Source organism: Sphingomonas sp. (assembly GCF_036387535.1).
Lineage (GTDB): Bacteria > Pseudomonadota > Alphaproteobacteria > Sphingomonadales > Sphingomonadaceae > Sphingomonas_R.
Genome location: NZ_DASVTO010000018.1, coordinates 1 through 15121, shown reverse-complemented (window position 1 = coordinate 15121; position 15121 = coordinate 1). Strand labels below are relative to the sequence as shown.

Here is a 15121-nt window from a genome sequence, read left to right as displayed (position 1 = left end):
GATACGCCATTTACCAGTGCGTTCTTATCGAAAACACGGGTGATCGACCCCGAAAAGCGCATAGTATTACGATAGAAGTCCATGATCGCCATTTTTAAGTTCCCGCGCTGCTGTATGAATCATGATTAGGGCGAAAGTCATGGCGATTGTGTGCGCGATCGCGGTTCCCGCGCTGTAAACCTTTTTCCCCCTTTCCGGCGCGTCCGCCTGCTCCGACTTCGCGGGTGAAGCCAGTCCTGTTGCCCGCCACGTCGGCACGGGGCGGCGATCCGCGCGATTCGATTGGCGACAATGCGCCGCTCGGCTATGACTCTCGACGTGACGGAAAATGGATGGGATGCGCCGCATGAACACGATCTACGATTGGTGTACGATCGCCATCTTTGCGGCGATCGTCGTGCTGTTCCTGCAGCGTTCGACCGCGGCAGGGGCGCCGAAGGATCGGATGATCGACTATCTGCCGCCGGCACTGGGCTGCGCCGCTGCCAATTACCTGGGCAATGAAGGGCATGATCTCGGGGCGATCGTGCTGCTTGTGGCGACGGTCGCCTATTTCATCTTCGTTCTGAAACCGTTTCCCGCCAGCCGTTGACCGGAATACAGGTCTTCGTGGCACGCCGGGTAATCGCGGATGGGGTATTTGCCCTTACAGGGCGATGAAGATGGCCGGATGAGGGCAGATGGACACCTTATCCGGCGTTGCATTTTTGCTGCATTGCAAAAATATCATGTTCCGTAGCGGCAATATGCTCAATTTTGAGACGTATGGATCGGGCATCATCCTGGAACCGATTAAGATTTTGCCAGAAATCAAGGGTATAACTCTGGTTTTTGGGGGCTCGGGCCAAGACAGTGGGGCAACTGCCCCATCTTGTGCTGCACTGCATTGAAGGGTAGGGATTTCTTAAGGAAACGGCTTGGTCCTATGAGATTCGGGACGTACTCCTTGGCTTTCGGACCGTTCGCAAGACGATCTATAAGGGGTATTTATGATCATGATTAAGAAAATCTTGTATGCGGGCGCCGCCTCGGTTGCCCTGTTCGCGGTTGCTCCGGCGTCGGCAGCGACTATTAGCTCGCAGGCTTCGTTCTTCGATGGTACCACTGGTACGTTCTCGGCGACCGTTGCCGGCGCGGGTGCGTTCTCGCAGGCCTACACGTTCGACGTTGGCGCGATCGCAGGCGACGCTCTGCTCACGATCATCTCGGGCAAGCTGCAGGCGAGCAACACCATCACCGGCCTGACGCTCACGCTGAACAGTGTGGCCTATCCGATCACGACGACCGGTCCCGGGATGCTGGGCGGGTACGTCATCGGCGGTAGCGCCGCGCAGATGGTTTCGCCCGGCCTGCAGTCGCTGGTCATCTCCGGCAACACCACGGCCAACTCCACGAGCTTCAGCGGCACGATCGACTTCAGTGTCGCCGCGGTTCCGGAGCCGGCCAGCTGGGCGCTGATGATCGGTGGCTTCGGCCTGGTCGGTGGCGCGATGCGCCGCCGCGCCAAGGCGACCCGCGTCACCTACGCGTACGCCTGAACCCGTCGGGCGGTCTTCGGACCGCCTGATCAGATTGGGGCCGCTCGACAGATGTCGAGCGGCCCTTTTTTGTGCCTTTTCATGATCGTCGCGCCACAACTTTGCCAATTCGGGAATTGCGGCATGCCACCGAGGCGCGGCCATCTTTCTGACGCGACTCGGCCGCCCTCCACAACGTCGCGTGATCCCGCCAACCGTCCATGTGGTTCTTGGATCGACATGGCGTACCGTCCACGCGGCATGACCGCCGACCAGGCGATTTCCCACGAGCCGCGCTGCCTAGCCCTGCATGTGATGACATGCGGACGCAGCGCATCCGCCAGCGGCTGTATCAACATAGCGCGCGCTCATCCTTGCCGCTGTTCGGCGGACATTCTCGGGACGCCATGACCAGGGTTTACGGGACTTTTACCGTCGCCGGCGCATGAGGATCCCATTGCCGCAACGGCACTTTTCAGGGTGAACCATGGTGACCAACAGGGTCGAGTCGAACCGGGTACGGAACGCGCTGCAGGCGTGCCGGGTGCATTTCCTCTGGGCCGCATTCTTCAGCGCGCTCATCAATCTGCTGTATCTGATGCCGACGCTTTACATGCTGCAGGTCTATAACCGCGTCGTGCCCACCGGCGGCATGGCGACGCTGGTCCTGCTGAGCGTGATCGGGGTGTTGGGCCTTGCGGTCCTGAGCGCGCTGGAATGGTTGCGATCGCGGTTGCTGGTCCGGGCGAGCGCGCGGTTTGAAAGCCGGTTGGCCGGCCCTGCGATCGATGCCGTGTTGTCGCAACGCCAGCTGTCGCGGCTGGACCGATCGGAAGCGATGCGCGAGTTCGACACCGTACGGCAGGCACTGGCCAGCCCCGGCATGCTGGCGGCGATGGATGCACCCTGGACCCCGATCTACGTCATCGCGGCGTTCCTGCTGCATCCGGCGCTGGGCGCGCTGACCGTGGCTGGTGGTGTCGTGCTGCTCGGGCTTGCCTGGGCGAATGAAAAGTCCACGCATGGTCCACTGCGGCGGGCCAATGATGCGGCCAACGCCGCTTACGCCAACGGCGCCCATGTCAGCGCCTATGCGTCCGAAGTGCGCGCGCTGGGAATGCGCCGCGCCCTGGCCGGCCGGCAGCTGAATCACCGTGCGACCGTGTCGACGCTGCAGGCGAGCGCGAGCTTTTCGGCGGGCAATTACGGCAGCGCGATCAAGTTCATCCGTCTGACGTTGCAGTCGGCGGCACTGGGGCTGGGTGCCTATCTGGTCGTGCAGGGATCGATGTCGGGCGGGGCGATCATGGCGGCGTCGCTGCTGCTGTCGCGGGCGCTGGCGCCGATCGAGCAGGTCGTCGGCGCCTGGAAACATCTGATCCACGCCCGCAGCGCCTATGACAAGCTAGTCGCGCTGTTTGCGCAGTATTCGGTACGGGCCGCGACGAGGTTGCCCGCACCGACCGGGCGGGTGCAGGTGGAGCAGCTGACGATCCTGACGCCGCAGAATGACCGGGTCGCGGTCGAAGGCGCATCGTTCGTGATCGAACCGGGTGAGATCATCGGCGTCGTGGGGTTGAGCGGGGCCGGCAAATCGACCCTGTTGCGTGCCCTGGCCGGAGCCGCGATCCCGACGCGCGGCGCGGTCCGGTTCGACTCGGCATCGTCCCAGGATTGGGACACCGAGTTGCTGGCCGAACATGTCGGCTATCTGCCGCAGGAATTCGTGCTGTTCCCCGGCACGATCAAGGACAATATATCCCGTTTCCGGATCGATCTGGGCGAGGATGTGGAGCGGATCGATGCGGCCGTGATCGAAGCGGCGCAGACGGTGGGTGCGCATGAGATGATCCTGCGCCTGCCGCAGGGCTATGACACCCCGATCGGCGTCGGCGGGGTCGGCCTGTCCGCCGGGCAGACGCAGCGGATCGCGCTGGCACGCGCGCTGTTCGGCAGTCCGCGCATCCTGATCCTGGATGAGCCGAACGCCCATCTGGATGCCGAGGCCGACCATGCGCTGCGCCAGCTGATCGGCCGGCTGCGCACTGCCGGCACGACCGTGATCCTGGCGGCGCACAGCGGCGACCTGCTGGCATCGGTCGACAAGCTGCTGCTGTTGCAGAATGGCCGCGTCGCCCGATTCGGCCCGATCAGCGATATGGTCACCGACCGTGTCAAACCCGTCTCCCACCGTCCGCAGGAGGTCGCACAATGACCGCCAACACCTTTTTTCCATCGTCCACGCCCGCATTCGCCTCAGCCCAGTCGTCCGGCCTGGATGACCCACGTCGGGAAATCCGAATCGGCGGGACGATCGCCGCCCTGTTCCTGATCGGCGGTATCGGCTGGTCGGCAGTCGCACGGCTGGACGCCGCCGCGGTGGCACCGGGTGTCGTCAAGGTTTCGGGTGAGCGGCAGGTGGTGCAGAGCCTGTCCGGCGGGATCGTCACCGGGCTGTATGTCAAGGAGGGCGATCCGGTTCGCGCCGGACAGCTGCTGGTGGCGTTCGCCACGACCGAGTTGATGGCGCAGGAACGCTCGCTGGCAACCCGGGTGATCGGCCTGCGCGCCGAAATCGCTCGGCTGAAGGCCGAGCGGATCGGGTCCGCGACGATCCCGACGCCGCGCGAGTTCGAAACCCTGTCGGGCATCGACCGTGAGGACGCCATGCGTGCGCTGGCGATGGAAGCGGCGGAGCTGCACGCGCGGCGGTCGGCCGATCTGGCCGCGAACGACGTGCTGCGCCAGCGGATCGTGCAGGTCGGCAACCAGGTGTCGGGGTTCCAGCAGCGCCAGAACTCCAACGAGCGCCAGCGGGTCATCAACACCGATGAGCTGACTTCGCTGGAGACGCTGTACCGCAAGGGATATACCACCAAGACCCGGGTGCTGGCGCTGCGGCGGCAGGCGGCGAGCCTGGATGGCGACCAGGGCGCGCAGGCCGCGGAGATCGCGCGGCTGCGCAGTGCGGCCGGCGAGACGCGGATGCAGATCCTGGCCGATCGCAGCCAGCGTGCCCAGCAGGTGGCAGAGCGCCAGCGCGCGGCAGAGGGGGAATTGCAGGCCGTCCTGCCGCAGTGGGAAGCGGCGCTGAGCCAGCTGGCACGGGCGCAGGTGCGCGCGCCGGTCGCGGGTACGGTGTACGGGTTGCAGGTGCATACGCTGGGCGGCGTGCTGGCGCCCGGTGCCCGGATCCTGGAAGTCGTCCCGAAGAACCGCGCGCTGGTGATCGAATCGCAACTGGCCACCACCGATGTCGGCGATGTGCGGGTGGGGCAGACCGCGAAAGTACATCTGCTGGGGCTGAAGAGCGCGAACAGTCCGAATGTCACGGGTACGCTGGTCCGCGTGTCTGCCGACAGTTTCACCGACGAGCATAGCGGCCGATCCTATTATACCGCGGATGTCCGGATCCCGGCCGCGGAACTGTCGCGGTTGCGGCGCGATGCCGGGGTCGTCAACGCGCTGAAACCCGGCGCGCCGGTGCAGGTTTCGGTGGTGGTACGGGCGCGGACCGCGCTGCAATACTGGCTGGAACCGATGACCGGCTGGTTTGCGGGCGCCATGCACGAACGCTGACAATTCGGTTCGGCGCAGGGAACCGATTGGCGAATAGGACGCTCGCCTCTTTACGTCTAGGACAAGAGACGAAACAGGGGAGCGGCGTTCCATACCGATGGTGAGCAGGGCAGGGTCAGACCGATCGGGCGTGACAATCGAAGGACGGCGGGCGGGGGAGCGCGCGCCACGCCGGATCGTCGTGGCGCGTCTGCTGATGCTGTGGGTGTTCGTCGTCCTGCTATACTTCCTGTGGGAGGCCGCAAAGTATCGCGGGCTTTATGCGCTGCTGTCCGAATGGCAGTTCGAACAGTTCGGGCATTATCTCCCGATCCTGACCTTTTCCTTTCTGGTGCTGCTGTTCGGGTCGCCGGCGGCGTTGCTGTTGCGGGCAAGGCGACGGGCGGATAGCCCGCGGCTGTCGAACCGGACCGGCTATGAAGCCGCCGTCATGACCGGTTCGAATTTCCGGCGGATCCTGTTCGGCTTTTCGGGCGGGTTGGCCGCGGCGGCACTGGTCACGCTGTTGTGGACGCTGACCTTGCCACGGATGGCAGTGCCGAAGCGCGTGATCACCGTTGGCGCCGCCGACAGCATCGCGCCGGACCGAGGCCCCGCGATCCTGCGCGGACGGATCGTCTACACCCGGACGGCAGCGTTCGCGCAGGATCTGTGGCTGACGCGCCGGGGCGTGCGATTTGCCCCGGTCCTGGCGGTGGCGGGGCGCGAATCGCCGCGAACGATCCGCTATTTCGTCGAATTGCTGCCGACGGATGCGCCCGATCCACGGGTGGATGGCGCCATCCTCGCCCGATCCGGCGTACTGATGCGCAACGCCCTGCCTGGATCGATCGTGCGCCTGTACCGCTATGCCGGGTATGACGTGAACACGCCTTATTATGTGCTGTATGCGTCGACCCGCACGATGCGCTGGCCCTATTATGTGACCGCCGCGCAATTGGCGACTGCGGCGGTGATCCTGCTGCTGGCGGCATTGTTCCAGCATGGCCATCTGCGCCGGGTGACGCGCGAGGAGGACGTCGTCGGATAAAGCGCGAGCCGCGCTTAAGAAAGTGGTGACCGCGTCGTTAGGGGCGTTGGAATACCAACCCTTGATGCGATGATGCGATCAAGGCTGCATGGTTTCCACCCGGTCTTTCCCCTCTTGGCTCATGCTCAGCCTGATCCCGGCAACGATGCTGATCGGCGCGGCGCGGGCGAACCGGGACAGCCTGTTCGAAGGGCCGGTGCCCGACCCGATCGCCAACGCCGTCATGCCCGCGGCATCGCCCGCGATCGCGGGCGGCGCGGCATCGGCAAGCGGGCAGGATGTCGCGCGCGGCACCGACGGGTTGTTTTATGTCACGGCAAGGGTGAACGGACGACCGCTACGGTTCCTGGTGGATACCGGTGCCAGCTTCGTGGTGCTGACCGCCGCCGATGCACAGGCCGTCGGCGTACAGCCGGAGGAACGGCATTATAACGGGCGGGTCGAGACGGTCGGCGGCAGCACCGCAATGGCGTGGACGACGCTGGATCATGTCCATGTCGCCGGTCACGACATCCATAAACTGCGCGCGGTGGTGGTGCGCGGCGGCCTGGGCGTGTCGTTGATGGGGCAGAACATGCTGGCCGAACTGGATTCGGTGACGTTCCAGGCCGACCGGCTCAGCCTTCGCTGACCTCCGGATCCGCAGGGCGGCGACCGAGCGCATGACGGGCGCGTCGCAGAAACGCGCCGGTCATGGCAAATCCCACCAGCAGCATCGCCCAACTGGCCGGTTCCGGAACCGCGGGAGCGGGCGCGGGCCCGGAATTGCCGGGAACGACAGAAATCGGACCTGGGCCGCCGGGCGTCGACAACGCGTCACCGGGACCGAAGCCGGGCCCTGGGAAGGCATCAACCGGCGCAGGCGGCGGTCCATCGAACGGCCGGGCAAAGTTCGCCACCGGCGGTGGCGCCGCCGGTGGCGCGGCAAACGCAGCCGCGGGCGGAACGCGGGCGGCGAATGCCGCCGGCGGGGGAAGCGCCGCGCCCGGCCGACCGGGAACACCGCGCGGGCCGCCGAGGCCACCGAGAGGTCCGTTGCCCCCGGCCGGTCCATAGCCGGTGAACATGGCATAGGCCGTGGGCGAAAAGGCGCCGAGCAACGGCGTATCGGCAAAGGGGCTGAACAAGGCGCGTTCGTTGGTGACGGGCAGCGTCGAGATGAAAATACCAGCGGCCAGGGCGACAATGGTGATCTGCCGCCGTCGTTCCTCGTTCTTTAGCGTGAAGCCGCGCGCCGCCATATGCAATTCCAAACGGTGTCGGCGCGCGTGGTGCGGCCATCATGATGCAACCGATATCAGAACGATATTTTCCATGCGACACCGAAATGTGTCCTGAAAACATCAGCAAAGATTTGCCGATCGGATTGGAACCACTTAGCAACACTGCGATGATGGAAATGCATATTTTCTGGCGCCGTCCGACGCCGTTGTTCCGGGTGAATCGCGGCGTGCGTGCGGTCCTGTCTGCCATGCTGTTGCCGGTGTTGCTGACGGCATGCGGCGAAAGCGCGCGGCCCATGAACGACGCGGAGCAGATCGTGCAGGCGGTCCTGGCGCAGCAGGCGGTGCCGAACCGCCCCGTCTGCCTGGACGATTCGACGCAGGACAATGCGCTGGACGTCTATCGCGAGATGATCGTGGCGCCGCGCCCCGCCCGCCGCGAATTGAAATGGTATCCGCCATTGCCGCTGGACCCGGAGGCGCGCGTCACCACGCGCGCGCTGCGGCGTACCGAATTGGGTAACGACACGATCCGGATCGAAGAGCCGGAGCCGCGCCGCGATTTCCTGCCCGGCCTGACGCAATTGGAGTTGGACGGGACCGCGCGCCGCATGTTGCGATCGCCGACGGCGATCCAGCAACGGGTCGCCATCCGGCAAAGCTGGACCCCAAAGGGCGTGACCGCGCGCTGGTGGCCGCTCAACCGGATCCGCAAATCCTGCTGGCCTCTGTTCGAGGTCAGCGATCCGGTGCGCGATCGCGGCATGGCGTTCGTCACGGTGCGCGCGGAACATTGGGGTGTGCTGTATGCGCTGAAGAAGACCGGAGCGCGTTGGCAACCGATCGCCGAATGGAGCCGCTGGCTCTATTAAGCGCATCTTATGGGCTGCACCGATAGCAGCGCGTGATCCGTTCGCAGCAAGAGGGCCCATGCATGCAGATTCTGGTTACCGGTGCCGCCGGATTCGTGGGCCATGCGACCACACATCGTCTGCTGGACCGCGGTGACAGCGTGGTCGGCCTGGACAATTTCAACGACTATTATGATCCCGCGCTGAAGCACGCCCGCGCCGCGACGCTGACCGCGCGCGCCGGGTTCGACATGGTGACGATGGACCTGGCCGATGCCGATGCGCTGGCCGCGCTGGTGCGGGATCGCGGGTTCGATGCGGTCGTTCATCTGGGCGCGCAGGCCGGCGTGCGCTATTCGATCACCAATCCGTTCGCCTATGAACGGTCCAATCTGCTCGGCCATCTCGCGGTGCTGGAGGCATGCCGTCATGCCCCGGGGTTGCGGCATCTGGTCTATGCCTCGTCCAGTTCGGTCTATGGCGACCGGCCGATGGGCGGTGCGGGGTTCCGCGAGACGGAGGCGTCCGAAACGCCGGTGTCGCTCTATGCCGCCACTAAGCGCGCAAACGAACTGATGAGCGGATGCTATGCGCATCTGTACCGGATCCCGCAGACGGGGTTGCGGTTCTTCACCGTCTATGGCCCGTGGGGACGGCCGGACATGGCGTTGTTCGGATTTACGCGCAAGATCCTGGCGGGGGAGCCGATCGAGGTGTTCGGCAACGGCCGGATGGCGCGTGACTTCACCTATATCGACGATATCGTGGACGGGGTGGTCGGCGTGCTGGATCGTCCGCCGGCGGACGGCGGGCACGACGTGCTCAACATCGGCAACACCAACCCGGTCGGGTTGATGGACATGATCATGATGCTGGAACGGGCCTTGGGGCGCGAGGCGGAGAAGATCATGCTGCCGATGCAGCCGGGCGACGTCACCGCGACCTTTGCCGATACCGCCCGGCTGACCGCAAAGACCGGCTATGCGCCGAAGGTGATGCTGGCGGAGGGGATCGAACGGTTCGTGCGCTGGTATCGGGCGTTCTACGCCGTCTGACGCTTATGGCAGCCTGACATCAGCGGTTGGCGCCGCCGCCATCGAGGACCTGCCGAACCTTGACCGCAAGCTGGTGCAGGGAGAAGGGTTTGGACAGGAAGGCGACGCCGGGATCCAGGACGCCGTTATGGACGACGGCGTTGCGGGTGTAGCCGGTCGTGAACAGGATCTTCACTTCGGGAAAGCGGGCGCTGGCGAGGTCCGCCAGTTGGCGGCCGGTCATCCCGGGCATGATGATGTCGGTGAACAGCAGGTCAATGCGGGGCCGATGTTCCAGCATTTCGAGCGCGTGGGCGCCGTCAGTGGCCTGGAGTACGGTATAACCAAGCGCTTCCAGCGCATCGACCGACATGGTGCGCACGCGCGCATCATCCTCGACCACCAGGACGGTTTCTGCGGTCCGCGCCTGCGGCAAGGCGTCGTCGCTGGCCGCGCGGGCGTCGTTCGTGCCGGTTTCCCCGAAATGCCGCGGAAGGTAGAGCCGAACGGCCGTTCCCTGACCGGGTTCGGAGTAGATCTTGATATGCCCGCCAGACTGTTTCACGAATCCGAAGACCTGGGACAGCCCGAGACCAGTGCCCTTGCCGATGTCCTTGGTGGTGTAGAAGGGGTCGAAGGCGCGTTCGATCACGGCGGGGGTCATGCCGGTGCCGGTGTCGGTGACGCAGAGCAGCACATATTGGCCGGGGGTGACCTCCGCATGCGCGTCGGCATAGGCCTCGTCGAGATGCGTGTTGTTGGTTTCGATCGTGAGCTTTCCGCCGTCCGGCATGGCGTCGCGGGCATTCACGCACAGATTGAGCACCGCATTTTCGAGCTGGCCCGCGTCGATATAGGCGGGCCACAGGCCACCGGCGAGCACGGCTTCGATCGCGATCTGCTCCCCGATCGTCCGGCGCAGCATTTCCGACATGCCGCCGACCAGCCGGTTGACATCCACCGCCGCGGGTTCGAGCGCCTGTTGCCGGGAAAAGGCCAGCAGCCGCGCCGTCAGTTGCGCCCCGCGCAGCGCGCCTTCGCGGGCATCGTCGATGAAGGCGCGGGCGTGGATCGGATCGCGATCCCATCGTCGGATCGCGAGATCGAGCGAGCCGATGATGATACCCAGCATATTGTTGAAATCATGCGCGATGCCGCCCGTCAACTGGCCGATGCTATCGATCTTCTGCATCTGCCGCACCTGGCTTTCGGCCGCGGTGCGGTCCGCCATTTCGGCGACCAGCCGCGCATTCGCCGTCTCCAGCGCAAGACGTGCCGCCACCGCGTCCCGCAGGCGCGCCCGTTCGGCACGGATCGCGAACAGCGCGAGCAGGAACATCGTGAGGATCGTGGCGATCAGCCCGATCTTCACCAGCGCCGCCTGCCGGTTCGACAAGGCTTCTCGTCCGATCAGCAACTGCTGTTCTTCGACGCCCATTTCGCGGATCAATCGGCGGATCGCATCCATCAACCGCCGGCCGTCGCGTTCGTCGGCCAGCGAGATCGCACCGCCCGTGGCGGCAAGGCGATCCTGATTCAGCGTCGCACGCAGCAGCGCGCGGCGGCGATCCGCGAGCAGCAGCAGGCGTTTCAATCGGCTGACCTGGCGATCATTGTCGGCGACCAGATAGGCCAGCGCCGAAAAGTCCGCGCCGATTTCCGTCAGCGCAGCGTCATAAGGCTTCAGGAACTCCGCCCGGCGCGTCAGCAGATAGCCGCGTTGGCCGGTTTCGGCATCCTGCAACCGCGACAGGATGGTGGTGAGCCGATTCTGCACTTCCAGCGTGTGACGGACCATGGCAAAGCTGCGTTCCTGCCGGTCGACCATCCACAAGGTGCCGAGCACCGTCAGTGCCAGCAGCGAGAAGCCGATGATCAGCGGACCCATGGATCCATGGTGAAGGCGCAGTGGCATAGGATTTTATGCGCAGGTCGCGAACGCGGGACAAGTACCCGTTCGTCTGATAATTTACGATATTAAATCCAATATGGTGCGCGGGCGGTCATGCGTAGATCCGGTCCAGCACCGCGGCGACATCGACCAGCCGTTCCGCGGCGGTATCGAAGCCGGCACCGTCCGCTAGCCGTCGGGCCCAGTCGGCGGCCGCGCGCCCGCCCCAGACGTCCGGCGGATTGGCAAGAACGGCGCGCGTGGTGCCGCGATACTGTTCGGCCACGAAATCATAGAAGGAGCCGGCGACATTGCGCAGACTGGCGCCGCCGTCACGACCATAGAAATCGGCGGCAATGACCGCGTCGCAGCCGGCGTGCAGCCGCCAGGAACAGGCCAGCCGCACGACCGCGCCGGTTTCCAGCCCCAGCGTCACGATGGCGAAATCCTCCACCTGCGTCGCGCGGTCGACCAAAGGCCGGCCGGCGGCGAACAAATGGCTGGACACCGTGGTCACCGCCGGAAAATCGAGCGCCCACAAGGCGAGATCGACGAGATGGACGCCCAGATCCATGACGCACCCGCCACCCGACAGGGCGGGATCGTAGAACCAGGGTTTGTCGGGGCCATAGGCATTGTGGAAGGTCAGGTCGATCGCATGGACCGGCCCGAGCGCTTGCGCGGTCAGCAGATCCCGGATGCGGACCATGCCGTCGGTCAGGCGATAGGAGAAATCGACGCCGAGCAGTCTGTCCGCAGCCCGCGCAGCGGCGACGACCGCGCGCGCCTCGCCGCCATTCCGGCCGAGCGGTTTCTGACAGAAGACGGCAACGCCGCGTTCCAGCGCCTCGATCGATTGCGCGGCATGGAAGGCGCTGGGCGTCGCGATGACGATGCCGTCGAGTTCGTGCGCGAGCAGCGCGTCGAGATCCTCCACGGTGGCGGCACCGGGGGCCAGCAGCAACGCCTCCGCCCGGTTTTCCGGAGACGGATCGGCGATGGCGACGATATCAATCCGTCCGGTCGCGGCGATCGCCGCCAGGCGGCTGCGCCCGATCCAGCCGACGCCGAGAAAGCCGAGGCGGGGGCGGGGAATAGGCGCGTTCATAGCGTGACGACGCCCTTCAGGAAGCCGTCCGGGCGATCGCGGACCGCATCGAGCGCATCGCCGAGCTGGTCGAGCGGAAAACGGTGCGTGTAGAGCAGCGACGGATCCAGCCGGCCGGAGGCGACCGCGGCCACCGCGTCGCGGATCCCCTGCACATAGATTTTCGGATCGCGTTCGTGCGCGTTCACTACGTCGATGCCGCGCCAGTTCCAGAGCCACAGATTGACCTGGCGCGGGCCATCCTGATGATAGCCGGCGATGATCAGTCGGCCGCGTTCCGCCGTCAGTTCACCGGCGAGGTCGAGCGGCCATTGCTTGCCGACCGCTTCGATCACACGGTCGCAGAAGCCGCCGTCGGTGAGCGCCTTCACCCGATCGATGATCGCCTGGTGATCGTCCATCGCGATCGTTTCCGCCGCGCCGTACCGGCGGGCGATGTCCAGCGAGAAGGGCCGGCGCGAGATGGCGATGACGCGGGCGCCGGCGTCCGTGGCCAGCCGGCAGAGGATGGCGCCGAGAAAGCCGATGCCGATGATGGCGACGGTCTGCCCCGCGCGAATATCACACCGCCGCCAGATGTTCATGGCGCAACCGATCGATTCGCCGGGAAAGGGCTGCCCATCCAGTTCGGGCGGCAGCGGCACCACGGCATCGGCGTCGGCCACGTCATAGTCGGCATAGCTGCGGTAAGCGAGGGTGGCGACGCGCTGGCCGATTGCGAGTCCGGTCACGCCATCGCCCAGAGCGTCGATCCGGCCCCAGCCCTCATGCCCCATATCGCCCGGTGCGCCGGGATATGTCTGCCAGTCGGGCGCGCTCCATGGACCCAGGTTGGACGCGCAGACGCCGCACCCCTCCAGCCGGACCCGTACCTGTCCCGCCGCCGGTTCGGGGACCGCGACGCGTTCGATGGCGATTCGTTGCGGCCCGGTCAGGACCGCCGCCCGCATCGTGCCGGTCATGCGCGCGCGGGTCCGGCGATGAACGCGGTCAGGGCGTCATGCGCCATGTCGTCGGTCACCTGGCGCGGCGGGTGCTTGCAGAAATAGGCGGACGCGGCATCGATCGGCCCCGCCAGCCCGCGATCCAGCGCCAGCTTCGCACAACGGATCATGTCGATCGCGACCCCCGCCGAATTGGGGCTGTCCTCCACCGACAGCCGCAGTTCCAGGTTCATCGGCACGCCGCCGAACAACTGCCCCTCCATCCGCAGGAAACAGACCTTGTTGTCATTCTGCCACGCGACATAGTCGGACGGGCCGACATGGATATTGTCGTCGTCCAGCCGATGTTCGGCGACGGATTGCACCGCTTCGGTCTTCGACACCTTCTTCGACGCCAGCCGCCCGCGGTTCGACATGTTGAGGAAGTCGGTATTGCCGCCCGTATTGAGCTGATAGGTGCGATCAAGCTTGACGCCGCGCTTGTGGAACAGATCGGTCAGCACACGGTGGACGATGGTGGCGCCCAGCTGCGCCTTGATATCATCGCCGATCACCGGGATGCCGGCATCGGCGAAGCGCGCCGCCCAGGCCGGATCGCTGGCGATGAAGACCGGGATATTGTTGACGAACGCGACCCCGGCCTCGATCGCGCATTCGGCATAGAATTCGGTCGCCGCCTGCGATCCGACCGGCAGATAGTTGACCAGCACGTCGACATCGCCGTCGCGCAGCGCCGCCACGATCGCGGTCCGGTCGGGTTCGGGCGCATCGGCCAGCAGGAAGGTGCGATCGTCGGGCTGATCCGCCATGTGCGGGGAATAGCCGTCGAGTACCCGGCCCATCGCCACCGTGACGCCGGTCGGTTCGACCGCATCGGTGAAGACCGCGGTGCAATTGGGTTTGGCGAAGATCGCGTCCGACACGTCCCGCCCGACCTTGCGGCGATCGACATCCCAGGCCGCGACCACGCGGATGTCGCCAGGCCGATAGCCGCCCAGTTCGGCATGGGTAAGGCCGGTGCGATCATTGCCGCCGTCGCGGTAGTGAAACAGCCCCTGCACCAGCGAACTGGCGCAGTTGCCGACCCCGATGATGGCGATGTTGATCGGGCGGGCGGGGGGTGCGAGCATGGCTTCGGCCTTCATGCGGAAATCAGGGACGGGGTGGCCAGCGCGGGGGCGTAGCGGTCGATCATCCACGCGCAGAAATCGGCAAAGGCCTGCGGATCGACCGGCGCGCTGGTGTGATGCGGCGCGATGCCGAGATGCTCCGGCGTAAAGCAGAAGGTGACGGTGACGTCGAAATCGGCGAGCGCCGCCATCTGCCGATCGAACCAGTCGATCGCGTTGGGGCGGAAGCTGTCGGCCCAGGACAGGCCGGTGCGCAGCCGGCGGGTGCCGAGCCGCTTCATCCAGGCGACGGCATCGTCCAGCCGCGGATCTTCGAAATGGAACCACTGCATCAGGCCGATGTCCGCGGCGTGACGGGCATAATGATCGAGCGCGGGCTTCGGGCTGCCATCCTCGCGGATCAGGCCCATGTAGAAATGGCGGTAATAGCTCGATCCCTCCGCCTCGCGGTGGCGGGTGGTGGCGCCCCAGGACTGCGGCAGATCATAGAGGCTGTACCAGAAGATGCGCGGCACACGGCCGATCAGCAGTTCGGCGGTGCGATCGATGCCGAACACCTGCACCTCCTCCGCGCCGAACGATCCGACACCGACTTCGGTCACCCAGACCGGCTTGCCCGGTACCGCGGCCTCGATCTCGGCGATGCGCGTCGGCCATTCGCCGATCTGCCACAGGTTCCAATCGAGCGGGAAGCCGTGCACGGCGACCGCATCGACCGCATCCAGCGCGCCATGATCCTGCATCTTGCGCACCCAGCCGGCATCGATCGGCGACATCCCGCCCAGCACACGCGTGATCGCGGGATTGATGCTGG

At 65.7% G+C, this 15121-nt stretch carries 15 protein-coding genes; 9 read left to right on the top strand and 6 right to left on the bottom strand.

Annotation, left to right across the window (positions count from 1 at the left end):
- The first annotated feature begins 346 nt into the window (after nt 1–346).
- From VF649_RS01825 to VF649_RS01795, 7 genes are all read left to right on the top strand, one after another.
- Complete coding sequence (locus tag VF649_RS01825) at nt 347–592, top strand: XrtV sorting system accessory protein (protein WP_331010250.1); 246 nt, start codon at nt 347–349, stop codon at nt 590–592.
- Between the two features lie 88 nt (nt 593–680).
- On the top strand, nt 681–890 hold the full coding sequence (locus tag VF649_RS01820; protein ID WP_331010249.1) for a hypothetical protein: 210 nt from the start codon (nt 681–683) through the stop codon (nt 888–890).
- A gap of 99 nt (nt 891–989) precedes the next feature.
- Nucleotides 990–1538: an FxDxF family PEP-CTERM protein gene (locus tag VF649_RS01815; protein ID WP_331010248.1), complete on the top strand. Its 549-nt coding sequence runs from the start codon at nt 990–992 to the stop codon at nt 1536–1538.
- A gap of 469 nt (nt 1539–2007) precedes the next feature.
- Nucleotides 2008–3732, top strand: coding sequence for a type I secretion system permease/ATPase (locus VF649_RS01810; protein ID WP_331010247.1), 1725 nt, complete (start codon nt 2008–2010; stop codon nt 3730–3732).
- Nucleotides 3729–5096 carry an HlyD family type I secretion periplasmic adaptor subunit gene (locus VF649_RS01805; RefSeq protein WP_331010246.1) on the top strand — a complete coding sequence of 456 codons (1368 nt, stop codon included), beginning with the start codon at nt 3729–3731 and terminating at the stop codon, nt 5094–5096. The genes VF649_RS01810 and VF649_RS01805 overlap by 4 nt, the downstream gene beginning before the upstream one ends.
- A 130-nt stretch (nt 5097–5226) precedes the next feature.
- Complete coding sequence (locus VF649_RS01800; RefSeq protein ID WP_331010245.1) at nt 5227–6126, top strand: hypothetical protein; 900 nt, start codon at nt 5227–5229, stop codon at nt 6124–6126.
- A 121-nt stretch (nt 6127–6247) separates the two neighbouring features.
- A complete protein-coding gene (locus tag VF649_RS01795) occupies nt 6248–6757 on the top strand; it encodes a retropepsin-like aspartic protease (RefSeq protein ID WP_331010244.1) in 510 nt (169 codons plus the stop codon).
- On the opposite strand, the gene VF649_RS01790 is transcribed toward VF649_RS01795, so the two are convergent.
- Complete coding sequence (locus tag VF649_RS01790) at nt 6744–7367, bottom strand: PEPxxWA-CTERM sorting domain-containing protein (RefSeq protein WP_331010243.1); 624 nt, start codon at nt 7365–7367, stop codon at nt 6744–6746. The genes VF649_RS01795 and VF649_RS01790 overlap by 14 nt on opposite strands.
- Before the next feature lie 152 nt (nt 7368–7519).
- On the opposite strand from VF649_RS01790, the gene VF649_RS01785 reads away from it, so the two are divergent.
- Together VF649_RS01785 and VF649_RS01780 are read left to right on the top strand one after the other, a co-directional pair.
- Nucleotides 7520–8221, top strand: coding sequence for a hypothetical protein (locus VF649_RS01785; protein WP_331010242.1), 702 nt, complete (start codon nt 7520–7522; stop codon nt 8219–8221).
- 62 nt (nt 8222–8283) lie between these two features.
- On the top strand, nt 8284–9255 hold the full coding sequence (locus tag VF649_RS01780; RefSeq protein WP_331010241.1) for an NAD-dependent epimerase/dehydratase family protein: 972 nt from the start codon (nt 8284–8286) through the stop codon (nt 9253–9255).
- Nucleotides 9256–9274: 19 nt separating this feature from the next.
- Here VF649_RS01780 and VF649_RS01775 read toward each other — a convergent pair whose 3' ends face one another.
- The 5 genes from VF649_RS01775 to VF649_RS01755 all read right to left on the bottom strand — a co-directional run.
- A complete protein-coding gene (locus tag VF649_RS01775) occupies nt 9275–11122 on the bottom strand; it encodes a CHASE3 domain-containing protein (protein ID WP_331010240.1) in 1848 nt (615 codons plus the stop codon).
- A 115-nt stretch (nt 11123–11237) separates the two neighbouring features.
- Nucleotides 11238–12233 carry a Gfo/Idh/MocA family oxidoreductase gene (locus VF649_RS01770; RefSeq protein WP_331010239.1) on the bottom strand — a complete coding sequence of 332 codons (996 nt, stop codon included), beginning with the start codon at nt 12231–12233 and terminating at the stop codon, nt 11238–11240.
- Nucleotides 12230–13195 carry an MDR/zinc-dependent alcohol dehydrogenase-like family protein gene (locus VF649_RS01765; protein ID WP_331010238.1) on the bottom strand — a complete coding sequence of 322 codons (966 nt, stop codon included), beginning with the start codon at nt 13193–13195 and terminating at the stop codon, nt 12230–12232. Before VF649_RS01765 ends, VF649_RS01770 begins: the two co-directional genes overlap by 4 nt.
- Nucleotides 13192–14322, bottom strand: coding sequence for an inositol-3-phosphate synthase (locus VF649_RS01760; RefSeq protein WP_331010237.1), 1131 nt, complete (start codon nt 14320–14322; stop codon nt 13192–13194). Before VF649_RS01760 ends, VF649_RS01765 begins: the two co-directional genes overlap by 4 nt.
- Nucleotides 14319–15121 (bottom strand): beta-xylosidase (locus VF649_RS01755; protein WP_331010236.1); only part of this gene is annotated, 803 nt, incomplete at its 5' end. The genes VF649_RS01760 and VF649_RS01755, both read right to left, overlap by 4 nt.